Origin of the sequence: Streptomyces coelicoflavus, assembly GCF_045041415.1 — a bacterium.
In the GTDB taxonomy this organism is placed as follows: domain Bacteria; phylum Actinomycetota; class Actinomycetes; order Streptomycetales; family Streptomycetaceae; genus Streptomyces; species Streptomyces coelicoflavus.
In genome coordinates, this window is record NZ_CP108218.1 from 1364915 (window position 1) to 1384979 (window position 20065).

At 73.9% G+C, this 20065-nt stretch carries 15 protein-coding genes and 1 pseudogene; 1 reads left to right on the top strand and 15 read right to left on the bottom strand.

Going from position 1 to position 20065, the window contains the following annotated elements:
- Positions 1-86 precede the first annotated feature (86 nt).
- The 13 genes and pseudogenes from OHA99_RS06050 to OHA99_RS06110 all read right to left on the bottom strand — a co-directional run bounded on the left by OHA99_RS06050 (position 87) and on the right by OHA99_RS06110 (position 16770).
- Positions 87-1088 (bottom strand): proline racemase family protein, encoded by a 1002-nt coding sequence (locus tag OHA99_RS06050; protein WP_381498228.1) that lies wholly within the window; start codon positions 1086-1088, stop codon positions 87-89.
- Positions 1089-1090: 2 nt separating this feature from the next.
- Positions 1091-1987: a dihydrodipicolinate synthase family protein gene (locus tag OHA99_RS06055; protein WP_381498225.1), complete on the bottom strand. Its 897-nt coding sequence runs from the start codon at positions 1985-1987 to the stop codon at positions 1091-1093.
- Positions 1984-3519 (bottom strand): FAD-dependent oxidoreductase, encoded by a 1536-nt coding sequence (locus OHA99_RS06060; RefSeq protein WP_381498223.1) that lies wholly within the window; start codon positions 3517-3519, stop codon positions 1984-1986. The genes OHA99_RS06055 and OHA99_RS06060 overlap by 4 nt, the downstream gene beginning before the upstream one ends.
- Entirely contained in the window at positions 3512-3766 is a 255-nt protein-coding gene (locus tag OHA99_RS06065) for a (2Fe-2S)-binding protein (RefSeq protein WP_153177194.1), read from the bottom strand. The genes OHA99_RS06060 and OHA99_RS06065 overlap by 8 nt, the downstream gene beginning before the upstream one ends.
- A complete protein-coding gene (locus tag OHA99_RS06070; RefSeq protein ID WP_153177195.1) occupies positions 3759-4931 on the bottom strand; it encodes an FAD-binding oxidoreductase in 1173 nt (390 codons plus the stop codon). The genes OHA99_RS06065 and OHA99_RS06070 overlap by 8 nt, the downstream gene beginning before the upstream one ends.
- A gap of 141 nt (positions 4932-5072) precedes the next feature.
- Positions 5073-6401 (bottom strand): annotated as a pseudogene (locus OHA99_RS06075) (SWIM zinc finger family protein); the annotation flags it as partial.
- A 1607-nt stretch (positions 6402-8008) separates the two neighbouring features.
- Positions 8009-11020: a DEAD/DEAH box helicase gene (locus OHA99_RS06080; RefSeq protein WP_405694574.1), complete on the bottom strand. Its 3012-nt coding sequence runs from the start codon at positions 11018-11020 to the stop codon at positions 8009-8011.
- Between the two features lie 102 nt (positions 11021-11122).
- A complete protein-coding gene (locus OHA99_RS06085) occupies positions 11123-11704 on the bottom strand; it encodes a sugar kinase (RefSeq protein WP_153177197.1) in 582 nt (193 codons plus the stop codon).
- Positions 11701-12849 carry an ROK family glucokinase gene (locus OHA99_RS06090; protein ID WP_153177198.1) on the bottom strand — a complete coding sequence of 383 codons (1149 nt, stop codon included), beginning with the start codon at positions 12847-12849 and terminating at the stop codon, positions 11701-11703. Before OHA99_RS06090 ends, OHA99_RS06085 begins: the two co-directional genes overlap by 4 nt.
- Positions 12850-12940: 91 nt before the next feature.
- On the bottom strand, positions 12941-13756 hold the full coding sequence (locus OHA99_RS06095) for an ATP-binding cassette domain-containing protein (RefSeq protein ID WP_345961682.1): 816 nt from the start codon (positions 13754-13756) through the stop codon (positions 12941-12943).
- Positions 13753-14793, bottom strand: coding sequence for an ABC transporter permease (locus OHA99_RS06100; protein ID WP_381498214.1), 1041 nt, complete (start codon positions 14791-14793; stop codon positions 13753-13755). The genes OHA99_RS06095 and OHA99_RS06100 overlap by 4 nt, the downstream gene beginning before the upstream one ends.
- Positions 14790-15794 (bottom strand): sugar ABC transporter substrate-binding protein, encoded by a 1005-nt coding sequence (locus tag OHA99_RS06105; protein WP_153177201.1) that lies wholly within the window; start codon positions 15792-15794, stop codon positions 14790-14792. The genes OHA99_RS06100 and OHA99_RS06105 overlap by 4 nt, the downstream gene beginning before the upstream one ends.
- Before the next feature lie 238 nt (positions 15795-16032).
- On the bottom strand, positions 16033-16770 hold the full coding sequence (locus tag OHA99_RS06110; RefSeq protein ID WP_153181691.1) for a myo-inositol degradation transcriptional regulator: 738 nt from the start codon (positions 16768-16770) through the stop codon (positions 16033-16035).
- Between the two features lie 129 nt (positions 16771-16899).
- Between OHA99_RS06110 and OHA99_RS06115 the strand changes: the two genes are divergently transcribed.
- Positions 16900-17913, top strand: coding sequence for a Gfo/Idh/MocA family oxidoreductase (locus OHA99_RS06115; protein WP_366471265.1), 1014 nt, complete (start codon positions 16900-16902; stop codon positions 17911-17913).
- A gap of 13 nt (positions 17914-17926) precedes the next feature.
- Here OHA99_RS06115 and OHA99_RS06120 read toward each other — a convergent pair whose 3' ends face one another.
- On the bottom strand, positions 17927-19522 hold the full coding sequence (locus tag OHA99_RS06120) for a polyamine aminopropyltransferase (protein WP_153177203.1): 1596 nt from the start codon (positions 19520-19522) through the stop codon (positions 17927-17929).
- A 55-nt stretch (positions 19523-19577) separates the two neighbouring features.
- Positions 19578-20018: a DUF350 domain-containing protein gene (locus tag OHA99_RS06125; RefSeq protein WP_164382227.1), complete on the bottom strand. Its 441-nt coding sequence runs from the start codon at positions 20016-20018 to the stop codon at positions 19578-19580.
- Between the last annotated feature and the right edge of the window lie 47 nt (positions 20019-20065).

The following is a 20065-nucleotide window of genomic DNA, read 5'->3' on the forward strand; positions in this document are numbered from 1 at the left end:
CACGGTCACCCGCGCGGGGACGTCCGGCGCGGCAAGGCCCGGGACGGCTCGAAGCCGCCCCGGGCCGCAGGCGTACGCCTGGCCGTTCAGAGGGTGAAACCGGCCGGGTAGGGGTCCGTGGGATCGAGCAGGTACTGCGCGGTGCCGGTGATCCAGGCACGGCCGGTGACGGACGGCAGCACGGCCGGGCGGTCCCCGACCGTCGCCTCCCCCAGGATCCGGCCGACGAACCGGGAGCCGATGAACGACTCGTTGACGAAGTCCCGGCCGGCCGGGAGCAGGCCGCGGGCGTGCAGCTGCGCCATCCGGGCGCTGGTGCCCGTGCCGCAGGGCGACCGGTCGAACCAGCCCGGGTGGATGGCCATGGCGTGCCGTGAGTGCTCGGCGGTCGATCCGGGGGCTTCGAGGTAGACGTGGTGGCACACGTCGATCTCCGGGTTCTCCGGGTGGGACACCGGGTTCTGCTTGTTGACGGCGTCCATGACGGCCAGTCCGGCGTCGAGCAGCCGCTGCTTGTGCGCCCGCTCGAAGGGGATGCCGAGGTCGTCGGTGCGGACGAAGGCGTAGAAGTTGCCGCCGTAGGCGAGGTCGTAGCGCACCTGCCCGTAGCCGGGGACGTCGACGACCTGGTCGAGTGCGTGGCAGTAGGACGCCACGTTCTCCAGGGTCACCGACTCGGCGCGGCCGTCGCGCACCCGCACGCGGGCCGTGACCAGTCCGGCCGGTGTGTCGAGCCGGACCCGGGTCTCCGGCTCGGTCACCTCGACCATGCCGGTCTCGACGAGCACCGTCGCGACGCCGATGGTGCCGTGGCCGCACATCGGCAGGCAGCCGGAGACCTCGATGAAGAGCACGCCGTAGTCGGCGTCCGGACGGGTGGGGGGTTGCAGGATCGCCCCGGACATCGAGGCGTGACCACGCGGTTCGCACATGAGCAGGGTGCGCAGGTGGTCGCGTTCCGCGACGAACCGCTGCCGCTTCTCGAACATCGTCGCGCCGGGGAGGACGCCCACCCCGCCCGTGATCACGCGGGTGGGCATGCCCTCGGTGTGCGAGTCGACGGCGTGGTAGCAGACCGTCGAACGCATCGTCAGTTCACCCCCGCGTCGATCAGGGCCTGGGTGGCGGCGCGCACGACGGCCTCCGTCTGAGGGGCCAGCGGCTGCCGCGGCGGTCGGCATCCGCCACCGCGGCGGCCGGTCAGCTCCTGGCCGAGCTTGATGGCCTGGACGAACTCCGTCTTGCTGTCCCACCGCAGCACCGGGTGCAGTCGCCGGTAGAGCGGCAGTGCCGTCTCCAGGTCGCCCCGGACGGACGCCTCGTACAGGGCGAGGCAGGCCCGGGGGAAGACCTGCGGGTATCCGGCGACCCAGCCCTTGGCGCCGGCGAGGGCGACCTCGAGGACGGTGTCGTCGGTGCCGATCATGAGGTCGAGTCCGGGGGCCAGTTCGGAGATCTCGTAGCAGCGCCGGACGTCGCCGGAGAACTCCTTGACGCCGACCACGAACCCTTCGGCGTGCAACTTGGCCAGCAGGTCGGGGCGCAGGTCCACCTTGGTGTCGATGGGGTTGTTGTACGCGGTGACGGGCAGGCCCGCCGAGGCCACCGTCTCGAAGTGCTCGAGTACCGCGCGGTCGTCGGCGCGGTAGGCGTTGGGCGGCAGGCACATCACCGCCTGGCAGCCCGCGTCCTTGGCGAACTGGGCGTGCCGCCTGGCCTCCTCGCCGCCGTAGGCGCCGACGCCCGGCATGACGGTGAACCCGGCGGGGGCGTGGGCGACGGCGGTCTCGACGACGCGGTCGCGCTCCTCGTACGTGAGGGTCTGGTACTCGCCCAGCGACCCGTTGGGCGCGACGCCGTGCATGCCCTGCTCGGCGAGGTGGGCGACGCTCTCGCCGTAGGCGCCGAAGTCGACCGAGAGATCGTCGTGGAACGGCAGGCTGGTCGCGACGATGACGCCGTGCCAGGGCTTGCGGGTCTCGCTCATGAACACTCCTTGTCGGTGGAGCCGTTGTCCGTCGGCGCCGTCGGTGCCTGTCGTGCGGTCGGTGCCTGTGGTGTCTGCGGTGCCTGTGGCGTCTGCGGTGCCTGTGGTGCGCGCGGTCCGTCGTCGAGGTCGGCGAGCGCCCCGAGGGTGACGGGTGTCGCGACGAGCCGTTCCGCGGGCTCGTAGGCCCGCCCCGGCGCCGTGAGGCAGTGCACGGCGGGTCCGCACATCCGCCCCTGGCACCAGCCCATGCCGGCCCGGGTCAGCTGCTTGACCTGCCGGTGGTCGTGGGCGCCGTCGGCACGGGCGGCCCGGACCGCACCCGCGGTCACCTCCTCGCAGCGGCACACCACGGTCTCGTCGGTGAGCCACGCGGGCCAGGCGGGAGGGACCGGGTGGGCCAGTGCCATCGCCCGGGCGAAGGCGCGTTGCCGTACCACCGCCGCACGCAGCGCGGTCGGGGGCCGGTTCGCCGGTGCGGGGCTGGTGCCGGAGTCGGCGAGGACCGACCGCGCGGCCAGCCGGCCCTCGTTCAGGGCGAGCGCCGCGCCGCCCACACCGCAGGTCTCCCCCGCGGTGTAGAGACCGGGGACGGTGGTGCGCTGGTCCGCGTCGACGGCGGCCACCGCGTTGCCGTCCGCCGACTCCGTGAAGGCGCAGCCGAGGGGGACCAGCAGGTCCAGTTGGGGTGTGAAGCCCCAGCCGACGCCCACGGCGTCGACCTCGACGCGGCGTTCCGTACCGGGGCGCGGGCTGCCGTCGGGCGCCAGCGAGGCGATCCGCACCGACGACACGCGTGCGCCGCCTTCCGCGGCGACGATCGCCGTGCGCGGGCGGACGGGGACGCGGTGGCGGGCGAGCGTGGCGGCGTATCCGGCTCCCTCGGCCCACTTGCCCGGGTTGCGCAGCAGGGGGACGGGGTGCCGCAGCCAGGCCCGCGGGCGGGCCGCCTCGCACACCGCGACGACCTCGACGCCGCGCGCGGCGAGACCGGCGGCCACCGGCAGCAGGAACGGCCCGGTGCCGCCCAGCGCCACACGGCTCCCGGCCGCCACTCCGCCGCCCTTGAGCAGCGCCTGGAGTCCGCCGGCGGTCAGGACCCCGGGCAGGTCCCAGCCGGGGAAGGGCAGTTGCCGGTCGTAGGCGCCGGTGGCCACGAGGAGCCGCGGCGCCCGCAGGACGACCGCGGTCTCCCGCGGCGCGTCGCGGCGGTCGACCGCATGGACCGCGAAACCGTCGCCCTCGCGGACGGCGGACCACGCGTGGTGTCCGAGGAGGAGGTCGAGCCGGCCCGCCGCCCGGTGCGTCGCCAACGCCCGGCACAGGGCACGGTAGGTACGCAGTCCGTGGTGCAGGTCCCCGGTCGGAACGGCCGCTCGGGCGTGCTCGGGCGGGTGCCGCCAGTACTGGCCGCCGACGGTGGTGCCGGAGTCCACCAGCACGACGCGCAGTCCTCCGGTCAGCGCCGTGACCGCGGCCGCCAGTCCGGCCGGGCCCGCGCCCACGACGACGAGATCCGCCGGCTCACGCATCGTCGTCCTCCCGCGTCGTGACGGTCATACCGGGCCGGGCCGGCACCAGGCAGGCGCGCTGCCCGCCAGTGCCGTCGATCGTCAGGAGGCAGTCGAAGCAGACGCCGATGCCGCAGAAGACGCCACGCGGGCGGTGTCCGACACGGGTGCTGCGCCAGGCGACCCGACCGGCGGCGACCAGGGCCGCGGCGACGGTCTGTCCCTCGACGAACGGCAACGGCTCACCGTCGACGGTGATCTCACTCACTGGGGCGCACCTCCGGGTCGAGGAAGCGGTCGGGGAGAAGGCCGGTGTGCGCGGCCGGGTCGGCGCCGCGCCAGGGGCGGCCGAGCAGGTGGGCCGTCACCAGGGCGCCGGTCGCGGGGGCGAGGCCGATGCCCGCGCCCTCGTGACCGCAGGCGTGCAGGACGCCCGGCACGCGCGGATCGGGGCCGACGACCGGCAGATGGTCGGGGCAGTACGGCCGGAATCCGCGGTAGGCGCGCATCAGGTGGACTCCGCGCAGGAAGGGGAAGAGCCGGCACGCCTGTGCGGCGAGCCTGGCGACCACGGCGGTGTTCATCGTGGTGTCGAAGCCGACGCGTTCCCGGCTGGCGCCGACAAGGATCGTGCCGCCGCGCGTGCCCTCCACGACGCAGGAGGTCTCCAGACCCGCGTCGGAGGAGGCGACGTTGGCGACGTAGTCGGCGGAGTACACCTTGTGCCGGACCATCGGCGGGAGCGGTTCGGTCACCAGGACGAAGCCGCGGCGGGGCAGCACCTCGACGGGGGCGCCGAGCCGCCGGCCGACCTCGCCGCCCCAGGTCCCGGCGGCGTTGACGACGGCGTCGGCGGGCAGGACGTCACCGGCGGCCGTGCGGACGCCGGTGATCCGGCCGCCGTCCCGGGTGGTCACGGCGCCGGAGACCTCGCCGGTGCGGAAGCGCGCGCCGTGCCGTACGGCGGCGCGCAGCAGTGCGGCCGCCGCGAGCACCGGCTGGACCTGGGCGTCCTGCGGGTAGTGGACGCCGCCGGGGATCCCGGGTGCGAGGTGGGGTTCGAGGTCCCGCACCCTCTGGACCGGCTCGACGCGGACACCGGCCGCCTCCTGCCGGGCGGCGAACTCGCCGAGCGCGGTGAGGCTTTCGGCGGTGCTCGCGACGACCAGGCCGCCCTTGGGCTCGAGTTCGAGGGAGTCGGGGCCGAGCTCCCGGCCGGCCTCGTCCCACAGGGCGCGGCTCAGGTGGGCCAGGGCGAGTTCGGGGCCGGGTTCCTTGTCGGAGAGGAGGACGTTGCCCTCTCCGCGGCTCGTCGTCCCGGCGCCCACGGGTCCGCGGTCGACGACCGTGACGTCCAGGCCCGCCGAGGCGGCGTGGTAGGCGCAGGCGGCTCCGACGACTCCCGCGCCCACGACGACGACCTTGAGGGTCAACGGCTCCTCCTCCGTGCGCCACACCGCGTCTGTGCAATGTCACATGCCATGAGTGAGGCTATACATCCGGTCGGCGGAAGACAACGCCCCCTTCGCGCCCGGGAGTCAGAGATCGACTGCGAGGTCTGCCGGGAGCTCGGCTCAGAGGTCGACTCGGGTACCCAGGCCGGTCAGGGCGCCGACCGGGTCGAGGTCCGGGGTGCCGCGCGGCCACCAGTCCTCGCGGCCGGGCTCCGACTCGTACGCGTACCAGAGTCCCGACCGGCCGAGTCTGAGCTGGACATGGCCCCGGGGGTGGGTGAGGTGGTTGCGCCAGGGGCGGAAGGCGGGGAGGTCGGCGGCGAGCAGCAGGGGGCGGGCGCGGTCGAAACGGCCGGCCGGCGGGTCCCACGGCTCCTCCAGGACGTCGAGCCCCTGGGGTCCGCCCTGCCGCCAGGCGGCGACGGCCCGCGCCAGCTCGGCCGTGTCGCGCCCGGCGGCCGAGGCGAGGGACGCGTAGAGCGCGCGGGTGCCCGCGGTGAGCCCTGAGCCGGGGCGCGCCGCGGCGAGGCGGACGGCGTCCTGCCACAGCGTCAGCGTGCCGACCGGGTCGCGTCCGGTGGTGAGCAGAGTGTGGGCGCGGGCGGCCGCGTCGGTGGCGAGCTGGTCCAGGGCGAACGGGTCGGGACCGCCGGGGGCGGCCGGGTAGGCCGGGGGCTGTTCGGGATGCGGGGGCGCGGGCAGCGGCGGCGGGAGGAGCGGCAGGGCGCGCCGGGCCAGGACCTCACCGGCCCGGAGTCCGGGCAGCGGCGCCGGTCCCCGGTCCTGGGCGGCGCGTGCCGCGCGGGCCGCGTTCCGCCGGGACAGGGCGTCGAGCAGCGCGCGTTCGCCGCGGCCGCGCAGCAGGAGGAGCACGAAGGGGTCGGCGTCGAGCAGACGCGCCGTCTGGTAGCAGAGGGCGGCGGCGTGCTTGCAGGGGTGGCCGGAGTCGGGGCAGCTGCACTGCGGGGTGAGGTCACCGGGGCCGGGAAGCAGCGGAACGCCGCGGTCGGCGAGGTCGGCCAGGGAGTGGGGAAGCTCCTTGTCGAGCAGGGCGGCGATGTGCCCGGGCCGCTCCACGGCGGCGTCCAGGAACCGGTCCCAGTCCGCGTCGCCGAGCGTGCGCAGCCGCACCTGGACGCGGTACGGCCGGGCGCGGCTGCCCTGCACGTAGGCGAGGACCAGCCCGGGCGTCACGGTGATGGCGTCCACGTGTCCCCCCTCGGCGTACCCGCGCCCGCGCTCCAGCCGCGCGACGTCCAGGGCGCCCTCCTCCAGCGCCCGCACCCAGGCGTTGCCCCACCAGGTCCCGGCGAGGCCCTCGTCCGCGGCCCTGCGGGGCGGAAGCGCGGGAAAGGTGCGCCGGAGATCGCCGTCACGGCCCGGGGCCGCCATCGAGCGGGGGGCGCGGGCTTGCGCGACCGGTGCGGAGTGAGGCTCCCGGCCGCCCGCCGCCGACGGGTGCGCCGGGTCCCGCGGGTACCGCAGACGTCCCGACCGCTCGTGGGCGGACACCGGTCCTTCGGAGCTCGCCGAGCGCGGGGGATGCCCCGACCGCTCGGGAACGGGCGACGCCCCTTCGAGGCTCGCCGCGCGCGAGACATGCCCCGACCACTCGGGGCCGGGGGGCAGGCTTTCGAGGCTCGTCGTACGGGCAGCATGCCCCGACCACTCGGGAACGAGGGGCAGGCTCTCGGGGCTCGTCGTACGGGCGGCATGCCCCGGCCCCCCGGGGCCAGGCGCCCCACCCTCGGTGTGCGCCGCGCGCCCAGCATGCCCCGGCTCCCCCGGGCCGGGCGGCGGACCTTCGGGGCTCACCGCGTGCAGGGCATGCTCCGGCGTAGGCGTCCCAGGGCCGGGGGGCAGGCTCTCGGGGCTCGTCGTAGGGGCGGCATGTCCCGGCCCCGACCCCCCGGGGCCAGGCGCCCCACCCTCGGTCTGCGCCGCGCGCCCAGCATGCCCCGGCTCCCCCGGGCCGGGCGGCGGACCTTCGGGGCTCACCGCGTGCAGGGCATGGTCCGGCGTAGGCCTCCCAGGGCCGGGGGGCAGGCTCTCGGGGCTCGTCGTACGGGCGGCATGCCCCGGCCCCCCGGGGCCGGGTGCCCCACCCTCGGTGTGCGCCGCGCGCCCAGCATGCCCCGGCTGTCCGGAACCGGTTGCCCCGCCCTCGGCGCTCGCCGTGTCCCCGGCGTTCGGGGCGGCCGTGGGCTCGGTAGCGGGACCTGCGTCGGGCGATGTGCCCCGCTCCGGGTACGAGGCCGACCGGTCCGCGCCGGAGGGAGCATCGGCCGGGCTCCCGGCAGCGGGGGCCTCCCCGGGGAGCGTCGCGTCCCCGGCCGGGTCCGTCTCCGGGGGCAGCCGGAACGCGTCCGCGGCGAAGTCCCGTACGGCGCGGGCGCGGGCGTCGGCGGTGTCCGCGCCGCCCGGCCGACGCCGACGCGCGGCCGGAGGGGGCGTCCGTCGTGCGCTCGCCGCGCGCCCGCTCGCCGCTTCCGCCTTCGCCTGCCGGCGGGCCGCCCGCAGCGCCTCGCGCGCCACGTCCGCCGGCCGGCTGTCGCCCCGGTCGGCGGAGCCGGGAAGGGACGCCCCGTCGGGTACGGTCCGGCCGGCCGGCTCGGTCATGTCGTCGGACCGGTCCGCCTTCCCGCCCGTGGCCGTCGTTTTGTCCGAGTCCTGCGGCTCTCCGTCGTCTGCCGGGTCCCCCGCACCCGGGGCTTCCGAGCTCGGGTCTCCCCGCCCCGTCGAACCCGCCCGGCCCCCAGGGCTCTGCGGACGTGACGGAGTGCCCGGGGCGTCGAGGGCGTCGGCACCGTCCTCGGCAGCGTCCGCCCCCGCGTGTCGTGCGGTCCGTGCGCTGCGCAGCGCGGCGCGCGCGATGTCCCCGGGGCGCGACGCGGGCCGCTCCGCCGGTGCCCGGTCCGGACGGCAGCCCTCCCGTCCCTGGGCCGGCGCCGACGGTGCCGGTGCCGCCGCCTCGCGCTCCCCGTCCGCGCCCGTGCCCTCGCCGCGCTCGCGCGCCTCCCGCAGGGCGCGGCGGGCCTCGTCGGCGGGCCGGGGGGTCATGACGGCCTCCTCAGGGAGACGAGGTCGGACAGTTCACGGGCCGTCAGTTCAGTCAGGGCCGCCTCGCCGGAGCCGAGGATCGCGTCGGCCAGGGCCCGCTTGGACTGGAGCATCTCGGCGATGCGGTCCTCGACCGTGCCCTCGGTGATGAGCCGGTGGACCTGGACCGGCTGGGTCTGGCCGATGCGGTAGGCGCGGTCGGTGGCCTGTTCCTCCACCGCCGGGTTCCACCAGCGGTCGAAGTGGACGACGTGGCCGGCGCGGGTGAGGTTCAGGCCGGTGCCGGCGGCCTTCAGGGACAGGACGAGGACCGGGGTCGCCCCGCTCTGGAAGCGGTCCACCATCCGCTCGCGCTCCGGCACCGGCGTACCGCCGTGCAGCAGGTCGACCGGGACCGCGCGGGTGGCCAGGTGGGAGGTGATGAGGCGGGCCATGCCGACGTACTGCGTGAAGACCAGTGCCGAGCCGTCCTCGGCGAGCACCGTGTCCAGCAGCTCGTCCAGCAGGGCGAGTTTGCCCGAGCGGGCGGTCATCCGGTCGCCCCCGCCCGGCGGGTGCTCCTCCTTCAGGAACAACGCGGGGTGGTCGCAGATCTGCTTCAGCGAGGTCAGCAGCTTGAGGACGAGGCCGCGGCGGCCCATGCCCTCGGCCTCCTCGATGGCGAGCATCGACTCGCGCACCACCGCCTCGTACAGCGCGGCCTGTTCCCGGGTGAGCGGGACGGGGTGGTCCGTCTCGGTCTTCGGCGGCAGCTCGGGGACGATGCCCGGGTCGGACTTCCTGCGGCGCAGCAGGAAGGGGCGGATGAGGCGGGCGAGGCGCTCCACCGCCTGGTCGTCCTCGCCGTTCTCCACCGCGCGCGCGTGCCGGGAGCGGAAGGACTTGAGGGGGCCGAGCAGTCCGGGGGTGGTCCAGTCGAGCAGTGCCCACAGCTCGGAGAGGTTGTTCTCCACGGGGGTGCCGGTGAGGGCCACCCGCGCGGGGGACGGGATCGTGCGCAGGGCCTTCGCCGTCGCCGAGTACGGGTTCTTCACGTGCTGGGCCTCGTCCGCGACGACCATGCCCCAGGGCTGCCCGGCGAGGGTCGTGGCGGCGGACCGCATCGTGCCGTAGGTGGTGAGGACGAAGCCGCCGGTCAGGTCGTCGAGGGTGCGGTCCGGGCCGTGGAAGCGGCGGACGGGGACGCCGGGCGCGAACCGCTCGATCTCCCGCTGCCAGTTGCCCAGGAGGGAGGCCGGGCAGACGACGAGGGTCGGCTCGGTGCGGGCCCGCTCGAGGTGCAGGGCGATGACGGTGACGGTCTTTCCGAGGCCCATGTCGTCGGCGAGGCAGCCGCCGAGACCGAGCGAGGTCATGAGGTCGAGCCAGGCCAGGCCGCGCAGCTGGTAGTCGCGGAGGGTGGCGTGCAGGCCGGGCGGTGCCTCGGCGGGGCGCAGGCCCGCCGTGAGCCGGTCGCGCAGGGCGGCCAGCGCGCCGACGGGCACCACGTCGACCGTCTCGCCGTCGGCCTCCGCGCTGCCGGTGAGGGCGACGGAGAGGGCGTCGACCGGGTCGAGCAGGCCCAGGTCGCGCTTGCGGGCCCGGCGGACGAGCGACGGGTCGACCAGCACCCACCGGTCGCGGAGCCGGACGACCGGACGGTGGGCCTCCGCCAGGGTGTCCATCTCGGCCTCGGTGAGCGGGTCCCCGCCGATCGCGAGCTGCCAGCGGAACTGGAGCAGGTCCTCGCTCTCGAAGAAGCCCGTGCCGTCGGTCGCCGAGCCGGGCGCGGTCCTGATCACGGCGGTCGCGGTGATGTCCTGGGCGAGGTCGCGGGGCCAGTGCACGGCGACACCCGCGGCGGAGAGCCGGCCGGCCGCCACGCCCAGCAGGTCGGTGACCTCTTCCTCGGACAGGGCGAGTACGTCGGGGACGTCCTGCTCGGTGAGCCGGTCCAGCGGCGTCCAGACCCGCGCTGCCCGCCGCACCGCGAGCGCGGCGTCCACGCGCGCGCGGGGGCCGAACGACGCGTCGGCCGTCCCCGACCACAGGTCCGCGGCGTCGGCCACGAGGGTGGGGTCGGCGAGGCTGTGCACCTGGACGACGGCCGCGCCCGCGTTGCGCACGCCGCCGCTCCCGGCACCCGCCCCGGCCGCGCCGGCGTCCTCGTCCCGGTCGAACAGGTCGTACGCGGACAGGTCGAGGCGGAGCGAGATCCGTACGCCCGCGTCCATGCCCGCGGCGACCTCCGCGGCCCAGTCGTGGGCGTCGGGCAGACGCTGGGCCCCGCGGGCGGCGAACGGGCGTCCCGAGGCGTGGGGCGCGGCCGGGGTACGGGGCAGGGTGTCGGCGACCGCGTCCAGGAAGGCGCGGATCAGCGCCTCCGGCTCCGGCAGCCGGATCGGTCCCGGGCCGTCGAGGGGGACCGCGTGGCCCTCGGGGGGCAGGGCGGCGGCCACGGCCCGCAGGTGCGCGATGTCGTCGGGGTCGAGCGGACCCGCCCGCCAGGCGTCGTGCCCGGTCGCGGTCAGGCCGGGAAGCAGCCGGCCGCGCGCGGTGAGCCGCAGGGCGTGCAGGGCCGCCGCGCCCCAGCAGGCGGTGGCCGGGTGGGCGGCCGGGTCGTGCCGGGCCCGCACCAGGAGGGGCAGCGCCTCGGCGAGCGGCAGCGACACCGCGGGCGTGGTCCGGCGGCGCGCCCCGGCGCCGTGGGGCCGCACGACGGTCAGCTCCGTCGGCCCGACGGGCCGGCCGTCGCTCCCGCTCCCGGCGGCCGCTCCCCCGGCCTCCTGCCCGGCCACGGCTTCCCCGGCTTCCCCGGCCGTCTCGGCCCCGCCCACGGCTCCGGTGGGGCCGCCGGTGGATCCGTCGCCGGAAAGGGCGGCGTCGACCGGCCCGCCGTCGGGGTCCCAGAAGGCGATCCGTCCCTCGCGCGGAAGCGGTGCGGGCAGGAAGACGGCCGCGAGCGCGACGGGGACGGACGCCGCCGGCCCCCCGTTGCGCGTCGCCTCCGCCACGGCCATGTCGCCCATACGTTCTGTCACCTCCCGCCCGTCTGCCCGATCAGATGTCTTCGACTCTACGGGCGGGGTCTGACAATCGGCTCCGACGGCCTGCTTCCGGCCGCCGGGACCCTACGGAACGGTGTGCGAGACGACGTAGACCATCGGGTAGTCCGGGTTGTCCATGTTCACGACGACGTCCTGGGTCGGCGCCGGGTTCTCCTGCGCGTTGACGACGCCCCACCAGGATCCGGACCCGCCGAACTCCCAGCCGGTGACCCGCTGGGCGCGGTCGCTGATCGCGATCTTGTCCTTCCTCAGCGCGTCCCGGTCGGCGCCCAGCCCCGCGAGGAAGGCGTCGAGGCCCGCGTTCGTGGTCTCGAACTGGACGTAGAGCCGGCTGGTCTTCCAGTTGTTCGTCTCGTAGTAGGCGACCTCGTCGGACGGGACCGGGACGGGCACCTCGTAGATGCGGCGCTGCAACTTCGACGGCCAGCCGTCGGTCATGCCGGTCGCCGCGTACTTCGCCTCCTTGTCCCTGCCGCTGTCGCGGCTCTGGCCGGCGGAGATCGCGAGGTAGCCGGCGGGGACGCCGATGAGCAGCACGATGATGAGCAGCGTGAGCGCACGGCGGCGGATCATGTGCCGGCGGTCCTCGCCCGGGGGCCCGGGCTCCTCCGGGGGCGCCGCCTGGTGGGGCAGGGTCTCCGTCACAGCGACTCCTGGGACGATCGGCGGGCCTCGGCGTACCGCTCGTAGCGTTCGTACCGCTCCACCCGGCGCCGCTTGGCGCGGCGGAACCGCCGGGCGACCAGCCGGGACAGGTCGGCGGCGCCCACCATGCCGGCCTCGGGGCCGAGCTGGGCGCGGACGATGTGGGCCTCGGGGCGGTAGCCGCGGCCGGTGAGCTGGCGCTTGAAGGCGTCGCGCGCGGGGCCGATCAGCAGGTCGTCGGCGGCACTGACCCCGCCGCCGATCACGAAGCAGGACGGGTCGAGGGCCGCGGCGAGGTTGGCGATGCCCACGCCCAGCCACTGCCCGATGTCCTGGAGCAGCTCGACGCACATGGCATCGCCCTCGCGGGCCAGCTCGGTGATCATCGGGCCGGTGATGTCGCCGATGCTGCCCTTGACGTGCTCGATGATCCCGTAGGCCACCGGCGAGTCGGCGGCGGCCAGCTCGCGGGCCTCCCTGACCAGCGCGTTCCCGGAGCTGTACTGCTCCCAGCAGCCGCGGTTGCCGCAGGGGCAGCGGTGGCCGCCGGGGACGACCTGCATGTGCCCGAACTCGCCGGCGACGCCGTACTTGCCGCGCTTGACCTGGCCGTCCTCGAGGATCGCGCCGCCGATGCCGGTGCCGAGCGTGATCATGACGAGGTGGTCCTCACCGCGGCCGGCGCCGAACCGCCACTCGGCCCAGGCGGCGGTGTTGGCGTCGTTGTCGACCAGGACCGGGACGGCGAGCCGGCCGGCGATGCGGTCGCGCAGCGGTTCGTTGCGCCAGGACAGGTGGGGGGCGAACAGCACGCGGTTGCGGTCGGCGTCGACCCAGCCGGCCGCGCCGATGCCGACGGCGTGCACGTCGTGCCGGTCGGAGAGGTCCAGGACCAGCTCGACGATCGTGTCCTCGACGACCTTGGGGCTCTTGGACTTGTCCGGGGTCTCCGTGCGGAGCTTCTCCAGGATGTTGCCGTCGGCGTCGACGACGCCCGCCATGACCTTCGTGCCGCCGATGTCGATGCCGACCGTGGGCACGCGGGGTGCCGTGAGGTGCGAGCGGCGTTCCCTCGTGCCCACGGTGCGCAGGACCGGGGCGCGGCGGGAGCCGATGGGGGCGGTGAAGTCGCGGTAGGTGCTCATCGGGTGCGATTGTGCCGCACGGCTCCGCCGGGTGCCGAATGGGACAGGGGGTGGCGTGATCGGTTCGTTGCCGGGTGCGGGTGCGTCGTGGTTACTCGCGCCGTTCCCCGCGCCCCTGGGTCCGTTGCAGCTCATGGCGTAGATCGTCCAGCTCGTTTCCGCCTGCCATCTGGCGTGTCAGCTCGTCCAGCGTGATGGCGTCCCGCTCGTGGTTGCCGACCATCGTGCCGCGCTTCAGAAGGACGAACCTGTCCCCCACCAGGTACGCGTGGTGCGGGTTGTGGGTGATGAGGACGACGCCGAGGCCCTGGTCGCGGGCCGCCGCCACGTATTTCAGGACCACGCCCGACTGCTTCACGCCCAGTGCCGCCGTCGGCTCGTCCAGCACCAGCACCTTCGCGCCGAAGTACACGGCGCGGGCGATGGCCACGCACTGGCGCTCGCCGCCGGAGAGGGTGCCGATGGGCTGGTCGACGTCGCGCAGGTCGATGCCCATGCGCAGCAGTTCCGCGTGGGTGGTGCGGCGCATGTGGTCGACGTCCATGCGCTTGAACGGGGCGACGCCCTTGCGCGGCTCGGAACCGAGGAAGAAGTTGCGCCAGACCGGCATGAGGGGGACGACGGCGAGGTCCTGGTAGACGGTGGCGATGCCGCGGTCCAGGGCCTCGCGCGGGGAGGAGAGGCGGGTCTCCTCGCCGTCCAGGCTCAGCGTGCCGCCGTCGTGCTGGTGCAGCCCGGAGATGATCTTGATGAGGGTGGACTTGCCCGCGCCGTTGTCGCCGAGCACGCAGGTGATCTCGCCGGCGCGGACCTCCAGGGACACGCCTTCGAGGGCGCGTACGTTGCCGTAGTTCTTGCTGACGCCGGACAGCTCGACGAGCGCCGTACGGTCTTCGTTCCGCGTCACTTGGTGGCCTCCGCGCGCTTGCGGACCCAGGCGTTGAGCAGGGTCGCGAGGAGCAGCATCGCTCCGAGGAAGAACTTGAACCAGTCGGGGTTCCACTCGGCGAAGACGATGCCCTTGCTGGTCATGCCGAAGATGAACGCGCCGACCGCCGAGCCGACGGCGCTGCCGTAGCCGCCGGTGATCAGGCAGCCGCCGATGACGGCCGCGATGATGTAGATCAGCTCGTTGCCGACGCCCTCGCCGGACTGGACGACGTCGTAGGAGAAGAGCAGGTGCTGGCCGGAGATCCAGGCGCCGAGGCCGACGCCCATGTAGAGGCCGATCTTGGTCCTGGTGACCGGGACGCCCACCGCGCGCGCGGCGTCCTTGTTGCCGCCGACCGCGAAGATCCAGTTGCCCGCGCGGGTGCGCAGCAGGATCCAGCTGGCGACGGCGACCAGGGCGAACCACCACAGGATGGTGACCTTGAAGCCGACGCCGCCGACGGTGATCGTGGAGGCGAAGACGTCGTGGGCGGAGGGGAAGCCCTCCATGTCGGCGATCGACTTGGTGGAGACGGTGCCGTCGATGAGCTTGGTGAAGCCCAGGTTCAGGCCGGTCAGCATGAGGAACGTGCCGAGCGTGATGATGAAGCTGGGGAGTTCGGTGCGGGTGAGCATGAAGCCGTTGAAGGCGCCGATGGCCAGGGTGACCAGGAGCGACACGCCGACGCCGACCCAGACGTTGGCGGTCATCTGGTAGCTGAACATCGACGACACCAGGGCCGAGGAGGTGACCATGACGCCCGCGGACAGGTCGAACTCGCCGCCGATCATCAGCAGCGCCACCGGGACGGCCATGATGCCGATCGTGGAGGCGGCGTAGAGCACCGTGCTGAGGCTGGAGGCGCGCAGGAAGCTGTCGGCGAGGAACGCGAAGAAGACGAAGACGGCGATCGCGCCGACGACGGAGCCCAGCTCGGGGCGGCCGAGGAGTCTCCGCAGCACAGAGGTGTGCAGAATCCTTTCGTCAGCCGCCTTCACCTGCGTGGCGTTCATCGCGTGCCCCGCTTCGTGTAGTCGGCCAGCGCGGCGGCGTCGTCCTTGGTGATGATCTGCGGGCCGGTGAGCACCGGCCGGCCGCCGCCGAGGACGTCGGCGTTGTACCGGTACAGCCACAGCAGGTCGACGGCCTCGTAGCCCTGGAGGTAGGGCTGCTGGTCGACGGCGAAGCCGAGGGTGCCGTCCTCGAGCCCGGCGGCCACCTTGGCGTTGAGGTCGAAGGTGTCGATCTCGGCCTTGCTGCCGGCGCCCTGCTTGGCCTTGACGGCGGTGTCGGCGTAGGGGGCGCCGAGGGTGACGACGGCGTCGACGGACTTGTCGGTCTGGAGCTTGGCCTCGATGGCGGACTGCACGTCGGGCATGCTGGTGCCGTTGACGTAGAGCCGCTGGACCTTGCCGTCGAAGGTCTTCTCGACGCCGTCGCAGCGCTGCTCGTGGCCGACGTTGCCCTGCTCGTGGAGCACGCAGATCGCCTGCTCGCGGCCCCGCTCGTTCAGCTCCTCGCCCACGGCCTCGCCCGCGATGGTCTCGTCCTGGCCGACGTGGGTGAGGGCGCCGAACTCCTTGGACTCCTCGGAACCGGAGTTCACCGTGATCACCGGGATGCCCGCCTTGTGCGCGCGGGCGAGGGCGGACTTCATCGCGTCGGGCTTGGCGAGCGTGACGATGATGCCGTCGACCTTCTTGTCGATGGCGGCATTCACGAGCTGCGCCTGCTGCTGGGCCTCGTCGTCGTGGGAGTACAGGAAGTTGATGTTGTCCTTGACCGCGGCCTGTTCGGCGCCGCTCTGGACGATGTCCCAGAAGGTGTCGCCGTCGCCCGAGTGGGTGATCATCGCGAAGGTCCAGCGGGGGGTGTTCACCGCCGCCCTGCCCTCGGCCGACGCGGCCTTGCGGGCGTCCTCGGCGCGCTTGCCGCCGGTACTGCTGCAGCCGGCCAGGGACACCGACAGTGCCCCTGCCAGCGCGATGCCCACCCATGTCCGAAACCGTGCCACGAGGCCGTGCCCTTCTTGCCGTGCTGTGCTGGTCGTGCTGTGCGTTGCGTGCGCGCCGGACACGGGAGGCCCGGCTGCCGGGTTCTGGAAACCCCAAACGCTCCATTGTCCGACACACAAGCGGAGCACGTGCCTCCGGGGATCGGCCGACGGTCACATTGTCCGGACATTGCGACGAACCCGCACGACGGAAGCCGCCGCCGGGAGCCTCGCCGGAGAACGCCGGACAGGAACCGCGTCAGGACCGCACGAGCAGCTGGAACTCGAAGGAGTAGCGGGACGGCCGGTAGGTGTGGGTACCGAACTCGACCGCGCGCCCCGTGTCGTCGAAGGTGGTCCGTTCCATGGTCAGCAGCGGCGCGCCCGCGTCCTCGCCGAGCCGTTCCGCCTCGCCGTCGGTGGCCGCGCGGGCGCCGATGGTCTGCCGGGCGCTGTGCAGGGTGATCCCGGCGGCCCGCATCAGCCGGTAGAGGCCGGTGGCCTCCAGCTGTCCGGTGTCCAGGTCGAGGAGGCCCGGCGGCAGGTAGTTGCACATGTACGCCATCGGCTCCCCGTGCGTCAGCCGCAGCCGTTCGACGCGGTGCACGTCGCTCTCCTCGGCCACGCCGAGCGCGGCGGCGACCTCCGCGGTCGCGGGGACGACGGTGTTGACCAGGACCTTCGTGGCCGGGCGCTGTCCGGCCGCCTCCAGGTCGTCGAAGAGGCTGCTGAGCTCCAGCGGGCGCCGGACCTTGCTGTGCACGACCTGGGTGCCGACTCCCCGGCGGCGCACCAGCAGGCCCTTGTCGACGAGCGACTGGATGGCCTGGCGGACGGTGGGCCGGGACAGACCGAGCCGCGCGGCCAGCTCGATCTCGTTGCCGAGCAGGCTGCCGGGGGTCAGCGCGCCGTGCTCGATCGACGCCTCCAGCTGCTGTGCGAGCTGGAAGTACAGCGGCACGGGGCTGCTGCGATCCACGCTGAGGTCCAGCGCCACGGTCGGGTCCACTTCTGGTTTCGGCACGCGCCGAGCGTAGCTCTGTGCGCAGGTGACGGGAAGTTGTGCGGTCCGATTGTCCGGACATACGGATTGACAGGGTGCGGGCTGTGAGCCCACTTTGTTTCCATGCGCATCGGGGTCATCGGTACGGGCCGCATCGGCACCGTTCACGCCAACACGCTCAGCCGCCACCGCGACGTCGGGTCCCTGATCCTCACGGACGCCGACCTCGGGCGGGCCCAGGACCTGGCCCACCGGCTGGGCGAGACGGCGGCGCCGGGAGTGGACGAGATCTTCCAGTGGGGCGTGGACGCGGTGGTGATCACCACGGCGACGCCGGCCCACGCGGAACTGATCGGCCGGGCGGCCCGCTCGGGGCTGCCGGTGTTCTGCGAGAAGCCGATCGCCCTCGACCTGCCCGGCACGTTACAGGCGATCGGCGAGGTGGAGGCCGCCGGGACGATCCTCCAGATGGGCTTCCAGCGCCGCTTCGACACCGGCTACACGGGGGCCCGGGAGGCGGTGCGGTCGGGGCGGCTCGGCCGGCTGCACACCGTACGGGCGGTGACGAGCGACCAGGCTCCGCCGCCGGCCGGGTACCTGCCGCAGTCCGGCGGGCTCTACCGGGACACCCTCATCCACGACTTCGACGTGCTGCGCTGGGTGACCGGACGGGAGGTCGTCGACGTGTACGCCGCCGGGTCCGACGCGGGCCCGCCGATGTTCCGCGCGGCGGACGACGTGGACACCGGCGCGGCCCTGCTCACCCTGGACGACGGCACGCTGGCCACGGTGACGGCGACGCGGCTGAACGGGGCGGGGTACGACGTCCGCATGGAGCTGGCCGGGGAGCTGGACCAGATCGTCGTGGGCCTGGACGACCGTACGCCGATCGCGTCCACCGAGCCGACCGGGCCGCCGGCCGCGGACAAGCCGTGGACGGGCTTCGTGGAGCGGTTCGGTCCCGCCTACGAGGCCGAGCTGACCACGTTCGTGCAGGTCGTGCGCGGTGAGCGGGCCAACCCCTGCGACGGGCGGGAGGCACTGCGGGCCCTGCGGATCGCGGAGGCCTGCGACATCTCCCGCCGCGAGCGCCGGCCCGTACGGCTGGCGGAGATCCCCGAGGCGCTCACCACCTAGCCGCCGGGGCGCCTCAGTAGTCGCGCCACTCGTCCAGAACGTATTCGAGCACCGCGGGGTCCATCAGGGTGCTCGGCCGTACGTCGGTGCGGCGGCGGTCGACGGGGAACACGGTGGCCGCCTTCAGCACCGCCTCGTCCAGGTAGCGCAGCTTCGGCGTGTCCGGGGCGAGCCGCAGCGGCGGGGCCTCGGTGCCGGGGGTGGCGAGGACGAAGCCCCAGTTGCCGAAGCTCGGCACGTCGATCTGGAACTCCGTCGTCGCGTACCCGGCCGTCTCGATGGTCTTGTCGATCGACCAGTAGGTCTTGGGGGCGAAGAAGGGGGATCCGCTCTGCACCATGACCTGGCCGTGCGGCGCCAGCACGCGGCGGAGCAGATCGTAGAACTCCACCGAGTACAGCTTCGCCAGCGACGCCGAGTCGGGGTCCGGGAAGTCGATGATCACCGCGTCGTACTGCTGCCGGGCCTCGCGCAGCCAGGTGAAGGCGTCCGCGTTGACCACCTTGGCCCGCGGGTCGTCCAGCGCACCGCGGTTGAGCTTGCGCAGCGGCTCGAAGGTGCGCGCCAACCGGGTCATCGCCGGGTCGAGTTCGACCAGGGTGACGTGCCGGACGTCCTGGTAGCGCAGCACCTCGCGCAGCGCGAGCCCGTCACCGCCGCCCATGATCAGCACGTTGGAGCGGCGGCCGGACAGCGCGGGGTGGACCAGCGACTCGTGGTAGCGGTACTCGTCGACCGAGCTGAACTGGAGGTCGCCGTTGAGGAAGAGCCGTACGTCGGGCTTCCCGGTGAAGGCGGTGGAGCGGGTGACCACGATGTCCTGGTACTGCGTGGTCTCGGAGTGGATGATCGGGTCCGCGTACATGTGCTGCCGCGCCGTCACCTCCAGGTCGTCCGCCAGCACGTACGTGGTACCGAGCGCGGCGAGCACCACGGTGACGCCGGCCAGCAGCCCGGCCTTGGCCAGCCGGCCCGTCTGGCGGCGGAAGATGAACACCACGACGATGACCCCGGCGACCGCGTTGACCACGCCGACCACCAGGGCGCCCTTCAACTGGCCGAAGGTCGGCAGCAGGAACAGCGGGAAGCACAGGCCGCCGACGAGGGCGCCGATGTAGTCGACGGCGAACATGTCGGCGACGGCACTGCTCGCCTCCTGCTTGCGGATGCGCTGGAGCAGTGTCATCAGCAGCGGTATCTCGGCGCCGATGAGCAGGCCCACCACCAGGGACACGACGATCATCGCGGGCATGTAGAGCTGGAGCCAGGCGAAGGCCGCGTACAGCATCAGGACGGACAGGCCGCCGACCAGCGCGAGCACGCCCTCCACCACCGCGAAGGCGACGACGGGACGGCGGCGCAGCGGTTTGGCGGCCAGCGAGCCCACACCCATCGCGAAGACCATCACGGAGATGACCACGGACGTCTGGAGCACCGAGTTGCCGATGAGGTAACTGCCCAGCGCGGTCAGGGCCAGTTCGTAGACGAGGCCGCAGGCGGCGCAGAGGAAGACGGCGAGCAGCAGCAGGAACCGCGCCCCCCGGGTGTGGCGGTCGGCCGGGGGGCGCGGGGGTGCCTCGGTGGAGCGGTCGTCCAGGGTGGAGCTCATGGGGGGGTGGTCCTCGTGGTGGTCCTGGGAGGGGGTGCTCCTAGGAGGGGTGCTCCTAGGAGAGGGCCGCGCCGACCATGGCGGCGGTGCCCAGGTACATGCCGGCCTGGACCCAGGCGGCGGGATGCGGGCGACGGTCGTCGCCGTCGTCGAGGGCCACCGCGCCCATCTGACCCGGCGTCAGCATGCCGAGGACGATGCCGACCAGCGTCATCACCAGCACCCCGGCCAGACCGTAGAGGAGCGTGCTGAACAGGCCGTACCCGAGGCCTTCTTCGGACTCGCTGGCCCGGATGGCCGACATGATGACCAGCCCGACCGCGACGGACTGGCTGCCGAGGAGCACGGCGGCGCCGCGGTTGCGGTCCCGCCACACCACGTGGAAGAGCTTGCCGGGTGTGACGAGGTCGAGGGCGACGAAGCCGACGGCCATCACCGCGAGGCCCACGACCCCGTAGAGCAGGGCCTGCCCGGCCGACTCGAAGATATCGGTCACTGCGTTGCCTTTCTGGAGGGCGACTGTGGAGGCGTGTGGGGAGGGCG